We start from the raw sequence: 14,607 nt of genomic DNA, 5'->3' as shown, positions 1-14,607 counted from the left end.
CAGCCCGGCCGACGAACCTCATACTCGCCCAACCACGTTCGGGCATGAATTCGGCTATCGATGCTCACCGCGGAGGTAGGCCGCCTGTGCCTCGGCGACCGCGTCGTCGGCCTGCTGCGGTGTCGGCAGGTCGGGTGCATTGGTCTCGATGATGGCCTCGACGCGCTCGTCGTCGAGCCCTTCGGCCGCGAGGACGCCTTCGATGAGTGCCCGTTGTACCGCGCGGCCCTTCATGTTCGCGAGCTTCGCGGTCGCGAGGATGCTGCGGGCGAGTTCGGTCTCGGGCATCGAGGCCGCCTTGGGGGCCAGCTTGATCCGCTGGATGGATCCGGCGATGGACGCCTCGGCCGTGACGTTGCCGGCGGGATCGGACACCGCGAACACCACCACCCGCGGTGCGTCGTCGTCCGGCGTTTCGTCGTCATCCGAGGCACCAGCGGTTTCCGGCTCCATCGCGTCCGCGTAGGAACCCGCCGTCTCGTCGTCGTACGTCTCGTCATCCGACGTCACCAGGTGGTCGAGACCCGAATCGTCCGGGTCTGCGTCGTCACCGCCGTCGGTGGCGAAGTAATCGAGCGAGCTCTCGGGTTCGGCGAGATGCTCGTCGTCGTCGTGGTCGTCCCAAGAATGGTCTGACATCGATCAGATCTGCATCTGCTTGCCGAGGTTGGAACCTTCCTGCGCATCCGTCTGGTCGTATTGCGCCGCGGCCTTGGCCAGATTCGAGGCCAGGTTGCGCGACTTGTTCATCATCTGCTCGCAGGCGGCCTTGCGCGCGTTGTTCGCAGCACTCAGTGCCGATTGCGTCGACATGCACAGCGGCCCGTGGGTCGCGAGCACCTTGACCTCGACATAGGACGTGGTGTTGCCGGCGGCGCTGAACGTCGCGGCCGCATCGGTCTGTTTGGTGGAGAGCGCCTGCAACTCTGAGGTCTCCACGGTGAGCTTGCCGCCCATGTGTTGCTCCTTTCGGAAAGCCGGAAAAACTAGGTTTCGGTCGTGATGCGCGGGGGCGCAGTGGGATTCGACGGGTCGAGGCTCACGTGCACCGGGCCTTTGGCGGTGTCGGGATCGACGGCCACCTCGACGTGGTGGGCGCCGTCGTCGAACGACACCTGGATGGGCGCGCGTCCTGCAGGCGACTCCGACCCGGCGGCCGCGCCGGGCGGATTCTCCCCGGCGGCTTGGGCATTGGGGTCGGCGGCCGGGTCGTCCGGCTTGCCGTCGCCGTCCTTGTCGGCACCCGGCGCGTTCGGGTCCTGTGCGTTCGGATCCTGCTTGCCCTGTTGGGCGGCCTGCGCCGCCTGCGTCGCGGTCTGCGCCGCCTGGCCGGCCAGTCCGGCGAGGGTGCCGAGGAGACCACCGCCCCCGCTGCCGGAACCACCGCCGCCCATCTGTGGCAGCGACGGCATCCCGCCCATGCCGGACCCGGCGCCGGTGCCGGCACCCGATGCCGCTGGGGCGGAGGGTATTTCGGGCACCTCGGGCATCTTCGGCATGTTCGGCGCGCCGCCGCCGGAGCCCGACCCGCCACCGGAGCCTGACCCGCCGCCGGAGCCCGAACCGCCGCCACCGCCCGTGCCGGGCGAGCCCGTCGGGTTGCCGGTGCCGGGCGGGTTGTTCGTGGGCGGGCCGTACGGCGAATTCGTCCCCGGCCGCCCCGGCTGGTTGGGGTTGCCGGGCGCATTGGGGTCGGCGTTGCCGAAATCCGGTCCGTCGCCCGGCTTTTTCGCCGGTGGCGGCGGCATGGTGCTCAGCGGCGGGGCGTGCGAGGCGCTCTGGTACATACTTGTCGCCTGGCTCAATTGCGCTGCGTTGCTCGAGGATTGAGCCATCATGTTGTTCATCGTCACGGCCGAAGCCGCGGCGGCGACGGCAACCGACGCGGCCTGCAGCGCGAGCGACTCGGGGGCGCCGATGACCGTCGCCTCCAGCGCGAGGCAGACGGGGATCATCGCGCCGAGGCAAGTGGCGATGTTGTCCATCTGCTGGCGGCCCGCGTCGACCTGTTCGGCTTCGGCGCTCAGGATTTGTACGACGAGATTGTCGGCCTGCAGCAGCTGTTCGGCGCTGCCGATCTGTTCGGCGTTCCGGTTGGAGTAGGCCGTGGAAGAGGTGCCTTGCCACACGGTCGGGTAGGCGCTGCTGAGTCCGTCGCCGGCGGCCTGGAAGAGCTCGGCGCCGTCGGAGAACGATTCCCCGGTGTCTGGATCGCCGATGCCGAAACCGAGCCCCGCGAAGTCCAGGGCCCACAAACCGCCCTCGATGATGGGTGTGCCCGCGGCCGCGGGCATGAGCATCTTGGCGACGTCGCCGGCATCGCTGAGCAGCCCGACGGCGCCCATCGGATCGCCTTCCATCAGCTTCTTGACGTTGTCGGCGATGTCCGAGGCGGTGTCCAGGACGTCGTTGGCCTTGTCGAGGATGTCGTTGATCTTCTCGCCGAGGCTCGGGCTGTCACCGCCGTCGTGGTCGCGCCGGTGCGAGTTGCCGTCGTGATCGTCGTGGCGCCGGGGGTTGTGGTCGTTGCGGTCGTTGTGGTTCGGCCGGGGGATGCGCACCGTGGGCTCGTCGTCGTGGCGCGGATGGCGGTTGTGCGGCGTATGGTGCGATCCGCCGTGATTGCCGCGACCCCTACCCATGCAGAACCCTCCCCGATTCCTCATCGCCCCGGCGGACCCTCGCCGGTGAATTTGAGCCTAACAGCGGCGAACACCCCTCCATTGCGCTAATTCGGAACTCTGTGGGGCGGTCGGAAGGGCCGAACCGTGTGGCCTGGGTTACAGCAATTCCTGCCAGTAAACACTAATTTCCTGCCAGCGGAATTAATCCCTTGACCTGCCTGTTTACATGAATGTCACAGCGACTCGGGTCGCAAGGTGACAAAGACGGACAGAAGACGCGAAGGGGAACACCTCATGAAGAATTTCGGAATTGCAGCAGTTATCGCCGGTGCATTGGCCGCCGGCGCCATGGGGTTCGCCGTTCCCGCCGTAGCCGCCACCGGGCCGGCACCGACAGGGGTGCAGGCAACAGTGGTGCCGACGGGAGTTGATCACCTGAACTGGCTGGACGATGTGCACCAGGGTGCCAAGTCGCCCAAGGTCGACACCAACGTCCACCAGAGCCGGTAATCGGCGACCATAACTACTCACACCCGCGGGCGGTACCGAAAGGTGCCGCCCGCGGTTGCGTGACCAGCCAACTCGTTGGGCGTGCCTTCGGCCCGGCGGTAGAATGTGCTCCTCAGCTCGACACCAGAAAGCAGGCATCGAAAACCACGTGACGCCCCGCGATACGAACGCCGCCGCGTCGCGCTCCTCGGAGCTCGACCCGTCGGTTCGAAGCAGCATCACTGTTCCGCCTGATCTTGTCGTGGGCCTGCTCGGCTCGGCCGACGAGAATCTGCGAGCCCTGGAGAACCTGCTGGCGGCCGACATCCACGTCCGCGGCAATTCGCTCTCCATCTCCGGCTCGCCCGCTGACGTGGCGAAGGCCGAGCGCGTGGTCAGTGAGCTCATCACGATCGCCGCCGGCGGGCAGACGCTGACCCCGGACGTCGTCCGCCGCAGCGTCGGCATGCTCGACGGCGCCGACGCCGAGTCGCCGGCACAGGTGCTGACGCTCGACATCCTGTCGCGGCGCGGCAAGACCATCCGGCCCAAGACGCTCAACCAGAAGCGCTACGTCGACGCCATCGATGCCCACACCATCGTCTTCGGCATCGGCCCCGCCGGTACCGGCAAGACGTATCTGGCAATGGCCAAGGCCGTCAGCGCATTACAGACCAAGCAGGTCAGCCGGATCATCCTGACCCGTCCCGCCGTCGAAGCGGGAGAGCGCCTGGGTTTCCTGCCGGGCACCCTCAACGAGAAGATCGACCCGTATCTGCGGCCGCTGTACGACGCGCTGCACGACATGATGGACGCCGAGATGATCCCGAAGCTCATGGCAGCCGGGGTGATCGAGGTTGCGCCGCTGGCCTTTATGCGGGGTAGGACGTTGAATGACGCGTTCGTCATCCTCGACGAGGCGCAGAACACCACCGCCGAACAGATGAAGATGTTCCTGACCCGCTTGGGTTTCGGTTCCAAGATCGTCGTGACCGGTGACGTCACGCAGATCGACCTGCCGGGCGGCATGCGGTCGGGCCTGCGGTCGGCCATCGAGGTCCTCGACGGCATCGACGACATCCACATCGCCGAACTCACGAGTGCAGATGTGGTGCGCCACAAGCTGGTTTCGGAGATCGTCGACGCGTACGAAGCGGCGGAAGCCAAAGTGAGCGAGCACGGACTGGCCAACCGCGCGCACCGTCGAGCCACCGGCCGGACGAGGCGGTGACGCAGTGACGGTCGAGGTTTCCAACGAGTCGGGGATCGACGTATCCGAAGACGAGCTGATCAGCGTGGCACGGTTCGTCATCTCCAAGATGGACGTGAACCCCGCCGCTGAACTCTCGATGGTGCTGGTGGACCAGTCGGCGATGGCCGATCTGCACATGCGCTGGATGGACCTGCCGGGTCCGACGGATGTGATGAGCTTCCCGATGGACGAGCTCGAGCCCGGCGGCCGCCCGGATGCGCCCGAGCCGGGGCCCTCGATGCTCGGCGACATCGTGCTGTGTCCCGAGTTCGCCGCGAATCAGGCTGAGGCCGCGGGGCATTCGCTGGGCCATGAGCTGGCGCTGCTGACCGTGCACGGCGTGCTGCACCTGCTGGGCTATGACCACGCCGAGCCGGACGAAGAAAAAGAGATGTTCGACCTGCAGCGTCAGCTGCTCGAAGAGTGGGTCGCCGACCAGGTGCACGCCTACCACAAGGATCGGCAGACCGAGAAAGACCGCCGGCTGCTTGACAAGTCGCGGTACTTCGACGAACCGTGACCGGGTTGACGCCGTTGATCGGCGCCATAGTGCTCGTCGTGATCGGCGGGGTTTTCGCGGCGATCGATGCCGCCATCAACACCGTCTCCATCGCGCGCGTGGACGAGCTGATCCGGGATGAGCGGCCCGGTGCGGTGCGGCTGGCGAAGATCGTCCGGAACCGGCCGCAGTACGTCAATCTCGTTGTGCTGCTGCGGGTTGTCTGCGAGGCATCGGCGACGGTCCTGCTGGTCGACTACCTCGACGAGTTGATGACGCGTGGGTGGGCCTTGGTGTCCGCCGCTGCCATCATGGTGGTCGTCAGCTTCGTGGCCATCGGCGTCGGCCCCCGCACCGTCGGGCGGCAGAACGCCTATTCCATCTCACTGCTGTCGGCGCTTCCGCTGCAGGTGATCGCGGTGCTGCTGACCCCGATCAGCCGGCTGCTGGTGCTCATCGGTAACGCCCTCACCCCGGGCCGGGGCTTCCGCAACGGACCGTTCGCCTCGGAAATCGAGCTGCTCGAGGTCGTCGACCTCGCCCAGCAGCGCGGCGTCGTGGCCGCCGAAGAGCGGCGAATGATCAAGTCCGTCTTCGAACTCGGCGACACCCCGGCGCGCGAGGTCATGGTGCCCCGCACCGAAATGGTGTGGATCGAGAGCGACAAGTCGGCCGGGCAGGCGACCTCGCTGGCGGTCCGCAGCGGGCACTCCCGCATCCCGGTGATCGGGGAGAACGTCGACGACGTCGTCGGCGTCGTCTATCTCAAAGACCTTGTGGAGCAGACCTACAACTCCACCAACGGCGGCCGCGAGACCAAGGTGGCCGACGTGATGCGTCCCGCGGTGTTCATGCCGGACTCCAAGCCACTCGACGCCCTGCTCAACGAGATGCAGCGCACCCGCAACCACATGGCGCTGCTGGTCGACGAGTACGGCGCGATCGCCGGCCTGGTGTCGATCGAGGACGTGCTGGAGGAGATCGTCGGTGAGATCGCCGACGAATACGACACCGACGAGGTGCTGCCGGTAGAAGAACTGGGCGACAACCGGTTTCGGGTGTCGGCCCGGTTGCCGCTGGAAGACCTCGCCGAACTGTGCGGCTTCGAGGTCGACGGCGACCTGGACGTCGACACCGTCGGCGGGCTGCTGGCACACGAGCTGGGGCGCGTGCCGCTACCGGGCGCCGAGGTCCGGGTGTCATTCCCGTCGCATCGATCGCAGCACCCGGCGACCCTCCAGTTGCGGGCCGAGGGCGGCCGCGACCATCGCGGTCGGGTCCGGATCGGCACCGTGCTGGTGATCCCGGTCGAGCCGCAACGTACCGAGGCTGCGGATTCCGCAGCAGAAGGAGAACCCGATGAGTGACGAATTCCGTTCCGGCTTCGTCTGTTTGGTCGGCCGGCCCAACACCGGCAAGTCGACGCTGACCAACGCGCTCGTCGGCACCAAGGTCGCGATCACGTCGAATCGGCCGCAGACCACCCGGCACACCATTCGCGGCATCGTGCACCGCGAGGACTTCCAGATCATCCTGGTGGACACCCCCGGGCTGCACCGGCCGCGCACGCTGCTCGGCCAGCGGCTCAACGAACTGGTCAAGGACACCTATTCCGAGGTCGACATCATCTGCCTGTGCATCCCGGCGGACGAGGCCATCGGGCCCGGTGACCGCTGGATCTACCAGCAGATCCGCACTGTCGCGCCGCGAACCACGCTGCTGGTGGTCGTCACCAAGACCGACAAGGTGCCGCGCGACAAGGTCGCCGCGCAGCTGCTGGCGGTCAGTGAGCTCACCGAGGGCAAGTCCGAGATCGTGCCGGTGTCCGCGGTGGCGGGTGAACAGGTCGACGTCCTGATCGACGTGCTGGCCAGCAAGTTGCCGCCGGGCCCGGCGTTCTACCCGGACGGCGAACTCACCGATGAGCCCGAGGAAGTGCTGATCGCCGAGCTCATCCGCGAAGCCGCGCTGGAAGGCGTGCGCGACGAGCTGCCGCACTCACTGGCGGTCGTCATCGAGGAGTTCACCGAGCGCGAAGGCCGCACCCCCGAGCAGGGCGAGATGTGCGACATCCACGCCATCATCTACGTCGAGCGCGACAGCCAGAAGGGCATCGTGATCGGCAAGGGCGGCTCCCGGTTGCGTGAGGTCGGCACCGCGGCGCGTACCCAGATCGAGAAGCTGCTCGGCACCAAGGTCTATCTGAATCTGCGCGTCAAGATCGCCAAGAACTGGCAGCGCGACCCGAAACAGCTTGGCAAGCTGGGCTTTTAGTCAGTCCACCAGTTGTCGGGCTGCTTGGTGGCCCAGCCGCTGATCGCCTCCAGGCTGGCGGCCAGCGAGATCAGCAGTGGCTCGCTGCCTTCGGGGCCCATGAGCTGCACACCGATGGGCAGCCCGTCGGCGGTGAAGCCGGCCGGGACGTTGATCGACGGCCAGCCGAGCGCGTTCCACGGCCAGCACACCGGGCACGCCGCGATGATGGCGCGGTCGGTGGCGGTGCTGCCGAGCCGGTCGAAGGCGTCGATCAGCGGTGGCGGCTGCGCGGTGGTCGGCGCCAGCACGACGTCGACGAGATTGAAAATCCAGCCGATGCGGCGCTGATGGGCGGCTTCGCGCCGCCGTGCCTCGCGGAGCGCGTGCTCCGACAGCAGCCATCCCGTCCGGATGTTGGCCCGGGTGCGGCGGTCGAGGGTCACGTCGGGTCCCACCCGGTCGCGCCATTCGGCGAGTCCCGTCGTGGAACGGGCCAGGAAGTCCACGGACAGCTGCAGTCCGTACTCCGGATCGTCCGGCCGGACGGTGTGCCCGAGTTCTTCGAGTTGTCCCGCAACGGTGTTCAGCGCGGCCCGGATCTCCGGATGCAACCGGGCGGGGAACAGGGTGAACGGAAACTTGGTCGACAACGCGACGCGCAACGGACCCGGTGCCCGGCCGACGGCCTCGGCCGCGGCGATGGGCGCCGGTTTGTGGAGATCACCGTCGACGTTGCCGGAGGCGGCGTCGAGAACCAGGGCCGCGTCGGCGACCGTCCGGGCCAGCACCCCGTTGACCGTGATGCCGTTGAAGGCCTCGGGCAGCGGCCAGGTGGAGATGCGTCCGCGCTGCGGCTTGATGCCGACCAGATGGGTCCATGCGGCGGGGATGCGGACGCTGCCCGCACCGTCGGATCCGATTGCGGCGGTGACCAATCCGGCCGCGACGGCCGCGGCGCTACCGCCCGACGACCCGCCCGGGGTGTGCTCGCGCGACCAGGGATTGCGGGTGTGCCCGAAACCGGGCCCGCTGGTGAACGGCCACTGGCCGAGTTCGCAGGTGTTGGTCTTGCCGACGATCACCGCGCCGGCCGCCTTCAGCCGGCGCACCACCTCGGCGTCCGCGGTCGCCGAGGGCACGTCGCCGTCGGTGCCGAACCGGGTCGGCACGCCCGCGACGTCGACGTCGTCCTTGATCGCGATGGGTACACCAAGGAGCGGAAGGTGTTGTCCGGCAGCGCGTTTGCGGTCTGCTTCGGCGGCGTCGGCGAGTGCCTGTTCGGTGAAGACCACCCGGAAGGCGTTCAACTCGAGCTGGCTGGCGGCGATCGCGTCCAGCGACTGCCGCACGATCTGCTCTGACGTCACCGTGCCGCTCGCGAGCCGGTACAACTGCTGGGTCAGGGTGGGGAATCGGGGCTGCGCGGAACGTTCGGCCATGACGATTTATGAGGATAGTGGTGCGCACTCGCCCGGCGCTGCCTAACCGAAGTTGTCGGTCCGCGATGGGACAATCGCCCGATGCGGTTGTACCGGGATCGAGCGGTCGTGCTGCGCCAGCACAAGCTCGGCGAGGCCGACCGGATCGTCACGCTGCTCACCCGCGACCACGGGCTGGTCCGCGCGGTGGCCAAGGGCGTGCGACGGACCCGCAGCAAGTTCGGCTCGCGGCTGGAGCCGTTCGCCCACATCGACGTGCAGCTGCATCCCGGCCGCAACCTCGACATCGTCACCCAGGTGGTGTCCCTCGACGCGTTCGCCGCCGACATCGTCAACGACTACGGCCGCTACACCTGCGGCTGCGCCATCCTGGAGACCGCCGAACGGCTGGCGGGTGAGGAACGCAACCCGATGCCGGCGCTGCAGCGGCTCACCGTCGGCGCGTTGCGGGCCGTCGCCGACGGCAGCCGGCCCCGTGAACTGGTGCTCGACGCCTATCTGCTGCGCGCCATGGGGATCGCCGGTTGGGCGCCGGCCATCACCGAGTGCGCGCGCTGCGCCGCACCCGGTCCGCACCGGGCGTTCCATGTCGCGGCCGGCGGCAGCGTGTGCGTGCACTGCCGGCCGTCGGGCTCGGTCACCCCGCCGCAAGGTGTGCTGGATCTGATGGCCGCGCTGCACGACGGCGACTGGGAGTTTGCGCAGGCCTCACCGACGGGGCACCGGAGCCAGGCCAGCGGGCTGGTGGCCGCGCATCTGCAGTGGCATCTGGAGCGTCAGTTGCGGACATTGCCCCTCGTCGAGCGCGTCTACCGTCCCGATACCGCACTCATTGAGCAACGCGTGACCCTACTCAGGCAGGATATTGCCCATGGCACTCAACCGGGCGCGCAAGACCAGCTATCCACAGCTGCCACAGGCGCCTGACGACTATCCGATTTTCCCGGACGTTTCGACCTGGCCCGTGGTCTTCCCGGAGCTCCCGCCGAACTCCAACGGCCGCTTCGCACGGCCGCCGCAGCACCCGTCCAAGGCCGTGGCACCGCAGATTCCCGCCGACCAGGTACCCAACCACGTCGCCGTCGTCATGGACGGCAACGGCCGGTGGGCCACCCAGCGCGGGCTCGGACGTACCGAGGGTCACAAGATGGGCGAGGCGGTGCTGATCGACATCACCTGCGGAGCCATCGAACTGGGCATCAAGCACCTGTCGGTGTACGCGTTCTCCACCGAGAACTGGAAGCGCAGCACCGAAGAGGTGCGGTTCCTGATGGGCTTCAACCGTGAGGTGGTGCGTCGCCGCCGGGAGAACCTCAACGCGATGGGCGTCAACATGCGGTGGGTCGGGTCCCGGCCGCGCATGTGGAGCAGCGTCATCAAGGAGTTCGACATCGCCGAGCAGATGACGGTCGGCAACGACGTCATCACCGTCAACTACTGCGTGAACTACGGTGGGCGCACCGAGATCGTCGAAGCGGCGCGTCAACTCGCCGAGGAGGCGGCCGCCGGCAAGATCAATCCGAGCCGGATCTCCGAGGCATCGGTCGCCAAGCATCTGCACCGCCCCGACATCCCCGACGTGGACCTTTTCATCCGCACCTCGGGCGAGCAGCGCGCCAGCAACTTCATGCTGTGGCAGGCGGCGTACGCCGAGTACGTCTTCCAGGACAAGCTGTGGCCGGACTACGACCGCCGCGACCTGTGGGCCGCGTGCGAGGAGTACGTCAACCGGAACCGACGGTTCGGGAGGGCCTGATGTCGGACTTGTTGCAGCGGTTGGCGTCGGTGCTCGCCGACTCGGTCACCATCGTCGAAGAGAACGACGGCGCGCTCACCGTCGCACACGACGGAACGGTGGCGTCACTGCGCGTGGTGAACATCGGTGAGGGCCTCGACCTGGTCTCGCTGACGCAGCCACTGGCGTGGGATATCAAGCTGGACAACAAGGTTCGGGACCGCGTGGCCGATCACGCGGGTCGCACCATGCTCGGCTCGGTGGTGCTGGTGGAGCGGGCCGGTGATCCGCGGTCCAATGGCGCCAAGAAGGTCGGCGACGTGATGCTGCGCTACAACTTCCCGGCCGCTGGACTCAGCGACGACGCCCTGTCCACCCTGGTCATGCTGGTGCTGTCCACCGGTGTCGACGTGCGGGCCGACCTGACGTCGTGACACCCTCATGACCGTCATCCGGATCGTCGCCGCGGTGGTGGACGATGAGTACGGGCGCCTGCTGCTGGTCCGCAAGCGCGGGACGACGGCGTTCATGCAACCCGGCGGCAAGCTCGAACCGGGGGAGTCGCCGGTCGACGCGCTGGCCCGCGAGATCCGGGAGGAACTCGGGGTCGGCATCACCGACGTGCGGGAGTTGGGTCACCACACCGCGGTTGCCGCCAACGAACCCGGGCACACGGTCGACGCCGAACTGTTCTTCGTGCGGCTCGACGGCGTGCCGCAGATCGCCGCCGAGATCGAAGAGATGGCCTGGATCGATCCGGATGCACCCGGCGACATCGAATTGGCGCCGCTGACGGCCGAAGCGGTGCTGGAGTGGGCGCGGAGCCGGCCGGCTCTCGAGTCCTGAATCTCAGGCGGCGGCGCAGGCCGAGCACACCCCGAAAATCTCGATGGTGTGGCTGACGTCGGAAAAGCCATGGGCGGCAGCGGTTTCGGTGGCCCAGGCCTCGACCTCGGTACCGGCCACCTCGACCGTGGCGCCGCACTGCCGGCACACGAGGTGATGGTGGTGGTGGGCCTGCGAGCAGCGCCGGTAGAGCGCCTCGCCGCTGTCGTTGCGCAGGCTGTCGACCTGTCCGGCCGCGGCCATCGACTGCAGGGTGCGGTAGACGGTCGTCAGGCCGATGCCCTCGCCGCGGCGGCGCAGTTCGTCGTGCAACTCCTGGGCGGACCGGAACTCTTCGACGTTGGTGAGCAGCGCCGCGATCGCGGTGCGCTGCTTTGTGGACCGCGTGGGAGCGCTCATGACCGTTCCTCCTCGACGTGCGCGATGGCGTCGACGACGATGTGCGCTAGGTGGTGGTCGACCAGGCGGTACATCACCTCGCGGCCGGCGCGCTCACCGGCGACGACCCCGGCCGACTTGAGGATGCGCAGGTGCTGGCTGACCAGTGGCTGCGGGACGCCCAGGGCGTCGACGAGTTCGTGCACGCAGCGCTGCGACTCCCGCAGCTGCATCACGATGGCGATGCGGATGGGGGCGGCGAGGGCGCGCAGCAGGTCGCCGGCGGCGTCGAGCGTCTCCCGCGGCGGGGACGACGGAAACGGCGCACCGCTGTGCTGGTGGTCGAGCTCGTCATGCGTAGTGGTGGGTGGCACCCCGGCAACTCCCGGCTATTGGAAATAGTTTTCATTTAGCTTTCCATGCGCGCTTACGCATGTCAAAGGATGGGTGCGACATTGGCCGATCACCGGGGCCTTTAGGCTGGACGGGTTGCATCCCAGCTGACTCGAGGAGTGCTCGAACATCGTGGCGTCCATCATCGACACCGTTGCCAACCTGGCCAAACGCCGTGGTCTGGTCTTCCAGTCCGGCGAAATCTACGGCGGCACCAAGTCTGCGTGGGATTATGGGCCACTGGGTGTCGAGCTCAAGGAGAACATCAAGCGCCAGTGGTGGAAGTCCGTCGTCACGTCCCGCGACGACGTCGTCGGCCTGGACAGCGCGATCATCCTGCCCCGCCAGGTGTGGGTGGCCTCGGGCCACGTCGCGGTGTTCAACGACCCGCTGGTGGAGTGCCTGAACTGCCACAAGCGGCACCGCCAGGACCACATGCAGGAGGCCTACGCCCTGAAGAAGGGCCTGGATGACCCCGATGCCGTGCCGATGGACGAGATCGTCTGTCCGGACTGTGGCACCAAGGGTCAGTGGACCGAGCCGCGTGACTTCAACATGATGCTCAAGACCTACCTCGGCCCCATCGAGTCCGAGGAAGGCATGCACTACCTGCGCCCGGAGACGGCGCAGGGCATCTTCGTGAACTTCGCCAACGTGGTGACCACCGCGCGCAAGAAGCCGCCGTTCGGCATCGGCCAGATCGGCAAGAGCTTCCGCAACGAGATCACGCCGGGCAACTTCATCTTCCGCACCCGCGAGTTCGAGCAGATGGAGATGGAGTTCTTCGTCGAGCCCTCGACCGCGCCGGAGTGGCACAAGTACTGGATCGACACCCGCTTCCAGTGGTACGTCGACCTGGGCATCAACCCGGAGAACCTGCGGCTCTACGAGCACCCGCTGGAGAAGCTGTCGCACTACAGCGCCGGCACCACCGACATCGAGTACAAGTTCGGCTTCGCCGGCAACCCGTGGGGTGAGCTCGAAGGCATCGCCAACCGCACCAACTTCGACCTCAGCACCCACGGTGAGCACTCGGGCGTCGACCTGTCGTTCTACGACCAGGGCACCGACACCCGCTACGTGCCGTACGTCATCGAGCCCGCAGCCGGCCTGACCCGCTCGCTCATGGCGTTCCTGGTCGACTCGTACCACGAGGACGAGGCGCCCAACGCCAAGGGCGGCGTCGACAAGCGCACGGTGCTCAAGCTCGACCCGCGCCTGGCGCCGGTCAAGGCCGCGGTGCTGCCGCTGTCGCGCAACGCCGACCTGTCGCCCAAGGCCCGCGACCTGGCCGCCGAGCTGCGCAAGAACTGGAACGTCGAGTTCGACGATGCCGGCGCGATCGGCCGCCGCTACCGTCGCCAGGACGAGATCGGCACGCCGTACTGCATCACGGTCGACTTCGACTCGCTCGAGGACCACGCCGTGACCATCCGCGAGCGTGACGCGATGACGCAGGAGCGCGTCGCCATCGACGCCGTCAGCGACTACCTCGCGGTGCGCCTCAAGGGCTGCTGACGGCCAACTGTCAAGCACAAAGTCAGGCTGAGAGCGCTGTTGAGCGGATATCCGCTTACCGACGCCCTCAGCCTGACGTTGTGTGTGCGCATCGGCGGAAATTTTGCCGCCGGGGACCCGCCGCAGGCTCGAATAGGATGTGAGCCAAGGGGATTAGAGGGGGCGGCGTGGGAGTACTCGGCGCATTTCTTTCGACGTGGGACGACGCGCGCGCGGCGTTCGGGTCCGGCACGCCGGTCGTCGGGGCTGACTTCGACATGAGCGCACAGTTCCAGGAACTGCGGCGGACGGTCCAGTCGGTGGCGCCCGGCGGGGAGTGGACGGGCACTGCCGCCGAGGCGTACGACGGCCGTAACCGCAAGCACGCCCGGGCTCTCGGCAAGCTCGCCGAACTCGACCGGCGCCTCGGCGCCGAGGTCGATCGGTCCGCGGCCGTGGTGACGGCAGGCCGCCGCGATCTCGACTCCGTCAGGCAGTGGGTGCTCGACGCGGCCGTCAGCGCGCCGCCCACCGAGGCGGGGGACCAGGCGCTGCTCCCGGTGGTGGCCAAGGGGACTGCCGACATCACCGAAATCCTCAGTCGGTCGAATGCGGACCTCAACACCATCGCCGCGCGGATCCGCGAGATCGGCTCGGGCTACGACGAACTCGCCGGGCGCGGCGCGCAGCCATGAGGTGGTACCTCGGCGCGCTGGCCGGGTTCCTGATGGTGTGCGCGCTCTCCGCGTGCGCCACCGAGGTGGACCGAGAGCAGAAGGCGCCAGTTTCCGCAGAGACGGCGGCGGCATTCGGTGATGTGACGCTGCCGCAAGGCGCCCAGGTTCTCGCCACTGTCACAGACTCGGGCCGCGATACCCGATATCGCGTGGCGTTGCGGCTCACCGACGGCCAGTTGCGCGAATTCCTGGGCCAGTTCCCGGCGCCGCCGCGGCCGTCCGACATTCCGAAAACGATGACGGGCCTCGCCGGACCGGCGTTGTCCGGTGCACCCGAGCCGCTGTTCCTGCAGGACAAGGTCACCACCAAGGACCACAAGCTGGTCAACCGCGAAGTCGTCGTCGACGAACGCGGGCCCGACGAGGTGTACGTCCACCTCTCGTTGTTCACCACCTGAGCCGGTGCTGAGCAGTTCGTCAGCACCCGTTGGCTATCCCGTTGTGCTTTCGGTATAGCGTGAC

At 67.7% G+C, this 14,607-nt stretch carries 18 protein-coding genes; 12 read left to right on the top strand and 6 right to left on the bottom strand.

Annotated features, from left to right (window positions below; all coding sequences use genetic code 11):
- Positions 1–54: 54 nt before the first annotated feature.
- From H289_RS31920 to H289_RS33885, 3 genes are read right to left on the bottom strand one after another with little or no spacing between them, the layout of a single operon-like run.
- Positions 55–639 (bottom strand): hypothetical protein, encoded by a 585-nt coding sequence (locus tag H289_RS31920; protein WP_020102094.1) that lies wholly within the window; start codon positions 637–639, stop codon positions 55–57.
- Between the two features lie 3 nt (positions 640–642).
- A complete protein-coding gene (locus tag H289_RS31915; protein ID WP_020102093.1) occupies positions 643–957 on the bottom strand; it encodes an ESX-1 secretion-associated protein in 315 nt (104 codons plus the stop codon).
- A gap of 29 nt (positions 958–986) precedes the next feature.
- Positions 987–2,642, bottom strand: a complete 1,656-nt coding sequence (locus tag H289_RS33885; protein WP_020102092.1) for an EspA/EspE family type VII secretion system effector — start codon at positions 2,640–2,642, stop codon at positions 987–989.
- A 276-nt stretch (positions 2,643–2,918) separates the two neighbouring features.
- On the opposite strand from H289_RS33885, the gene H289_RS0117390 reads away from it, so the two are divergent.
- From H289_RS0117390 to era, 5 genes are all read left to right on the top strand, one after another.
- Positions 2,919–3,134, top strand: coding sequence for a hypothetical protein (locus H289_RS0117390; protein WP_029105369.1), 216 nt, complete (start codon positions 2,919–2,921; stop codon positions 3,132–3,134).
- Positions 3,135–3,282: 148 nt separating this feature from the next.
- Positions 3,283–4,344 carry a PhoH family protein gene (locus H289_RS0117385; RefSeq protein ID WP_029105368.1) on the top strand — a complete coding sequence of 354 codons (1,062 nt, stop codon included), beginning with the start codon at positions 3,283–3,285 and terminating at the stop codon, positions 4,342–4,344.
- 4 nt (positions 4,345–4,348) lie between these two features.
- On the top strand, positions 4,349–4,885 hold the full coding sequence (ybeY, locus tag H289_RS0117380) for an rRNA maturation RNase YbeY (RefSeq protein ID WP_020102089.1): 537 nt from the start codon (positions 4,349–4,351) through the stop codon (positions 4,883–4,885).
- On the top strand, positions 4,882–6,231 hold the full coding sequence (locus tag H289_RS0117375) for a hemolysin family protein (protein ID WP_020102088.1): 1,350 nt from the start codon (positions 4,882–4,884) through the stop codon (positions 6,229–6,231). The genes ybeY and H289_RS0117375 overlap by 4 nt, the downstream gene beginning before the upstream one ends.
- Entirely contained in the window at positions 6,224–7,138 is a 915-nt protein-coding gene (gene era, locus H289_RS0117370) for a GTPase Era (RefSeq protein ID WP_020102087.1), read from the top strand. The genes H289_RS0117375 and era overlap by 8 nt, the downstream gene beginning before the upstream one ends.
- Here era and H289_RS0117365 read toward each other — a convergent pair.
- Positions 7,135–8,559: an amidase gene (locus tag H289_RS0117365; protein ID WP_020102086.1), complete on the bottom strand. Its 1,425-nt coding sequence runs from the start codon at positions 8,557–8,559 to the stop codon at positions 7,135–7,137. The genes era and H289_RS0117365 overlap by 4 nt on opposite strands.
- A gap of 81 nt (positions 8,560–8,640) precedes the next feature.
- Here H289_RS0117365 and recO point away from each other — a divergent pair, with 81 nt between their 5' ends.
- The 4 genes from recO to H289_RS0117345 are packed head-to-tail and all read left to right on the top strand — an operon-like array spanning position 8,641 to position 11,140.
- A complete protein-coding gene (gene recO, locus H289_RS0117360) occupies positions 8,641–9,486 on the top strand; it encodes a DNA repair protein RecO (RefSeq protein WP_020102085.1) in 846 nt (281 codons plus the stop codon).
- Positions 9,431–10,315 (top strand): decaprenyl diphosphate synthase, encoded by an 885-nt coding sequence (locus tag H289_RS0117355; RefSeq protein WP_020102084.1) that lies wholly within the window; start codon positions 9,431–9,433, stop codon positions 10,313–10,315. The genes recO and H289_RS0117355 overlap by 56 nt, the downstream gene beginning before the upstream one ends.
- Positions 10,315–10,728: a hypothetical protein gene (locus H289_RS0117350; protein ID WP_020102083.1), complete on the top strand. Its 414-nt coding sequence runs from the start codon at positions 10,315–10,317 to the stop codon at positions 10,726–10,728. The genes H289_RS0117355 and H289_RS0117350 overlap by 1 nt, the downstream gene beginning before the upstream one ends.
- Positions 10,729–10,735: 7 nt before the next feature.
- Positions 10,736–11,140, top strand: coding sequence for an NUDIX hydrolase (locus H289_RS0117345; RefSeq protein WP_020102082.1), 405 nt, complete (start codon positions 10,736–10,738; stop codon positions 11,138–11,140).
- A gap of 3 nt (positions 11,141–11,143) precedes the next feature.
- Here H289_RS0117345 and H289_RS0117340 read toward each other — a convergent pair whose 3' ends face one another.
- Both H289_RS0117340 and H289_RS0117335 read right to left on the bottom strand, forming a co-directional pair.
- Positions 11,144–11,539: a Fur family transcriptional regulator gene (locus H289_RS0117340; protein WP_020102081.1), complete on the bottom strand. Its 396-nt coding sequence runs from the start codon at positions 11,537–11,539 to the stop codon at positions 11,144–11,146.
- Positions 11,536–11,892: an ArsR/SmtB family transcription factor gene (locus H289_RS0117335; protein ID WP_020102080.1), complete on the bottom strand. Its 357-nt coding sequence runs from the start codon at positions 11,890–11,892 to the stop codon at positions 11,536–11,538. The genes H289_RS0117340 and H289_RS0117335 overlap by 4 nt, the downstream gene beginning before the upstream one ends.
- A gap of 151 nt (positions 11,893–12,043) precedes the next feature.
- Here H289_RS0117335 and H289_RS0117330 point away from each other — a divergent pair, with 151 nt between their 5' ends.
- From H289_RS0117330 to H289_RS0117320, 3 genes are all read left to right on the top strand, one after another.
- Complete coding sequence (locus tag H289_RS0117330; RefSeq protein WP_020102079.1) at positions 12,044–13,429, top strand: glycine--tRNA ligase; 1,386 nt, start codon at positions 12,044–12,046, stop codon at positions 13,427–13,429.
- 167 nt (positions 13,430–13,596) lie between these two features.
- Entirely contained in the window at positions 13,597–14,103 is a 507-nt protein-coding gene (locus H289_RS30740) for an EspA/EspE family type VII secretion system effector (RefSeq protein ID WP_020102078.1), read from the top strand.
- Positions 14,100–14,543, top strand: coding sequence for a hypothetical protein (locus H289_RS0117320; protein ID WP_020102077.1), 444 nt, complete (start codon positions 14,100–14,102; stop codon positions 14,541–14,543). The genes H289_RS30740 and H289_RS0117320 overlap by 4 nt, the downstream gene beginning before the upstream one ends.
- The last annotated feature ends 64 nt before the right edge of the window (positions 14,544–14,607 follow it).

Origin of the sequence: Mycobacterium sp. 360MFTsu5.1, from assembly GCF_000383495.1 — a bacterium.
GTDB classification, from domain to species: domain Bacteria; phylum Actinomycetota; class Actinomycetes; order Mycobacteriales; family Mycobacteriaceae; genus Mycobacterium; species Mycobacterium mucogenicum_B.
Note: the sequence above shows the minus strand (reverse complement) of the source record. Positions and strands in the feature narration are given on the sequence as shown.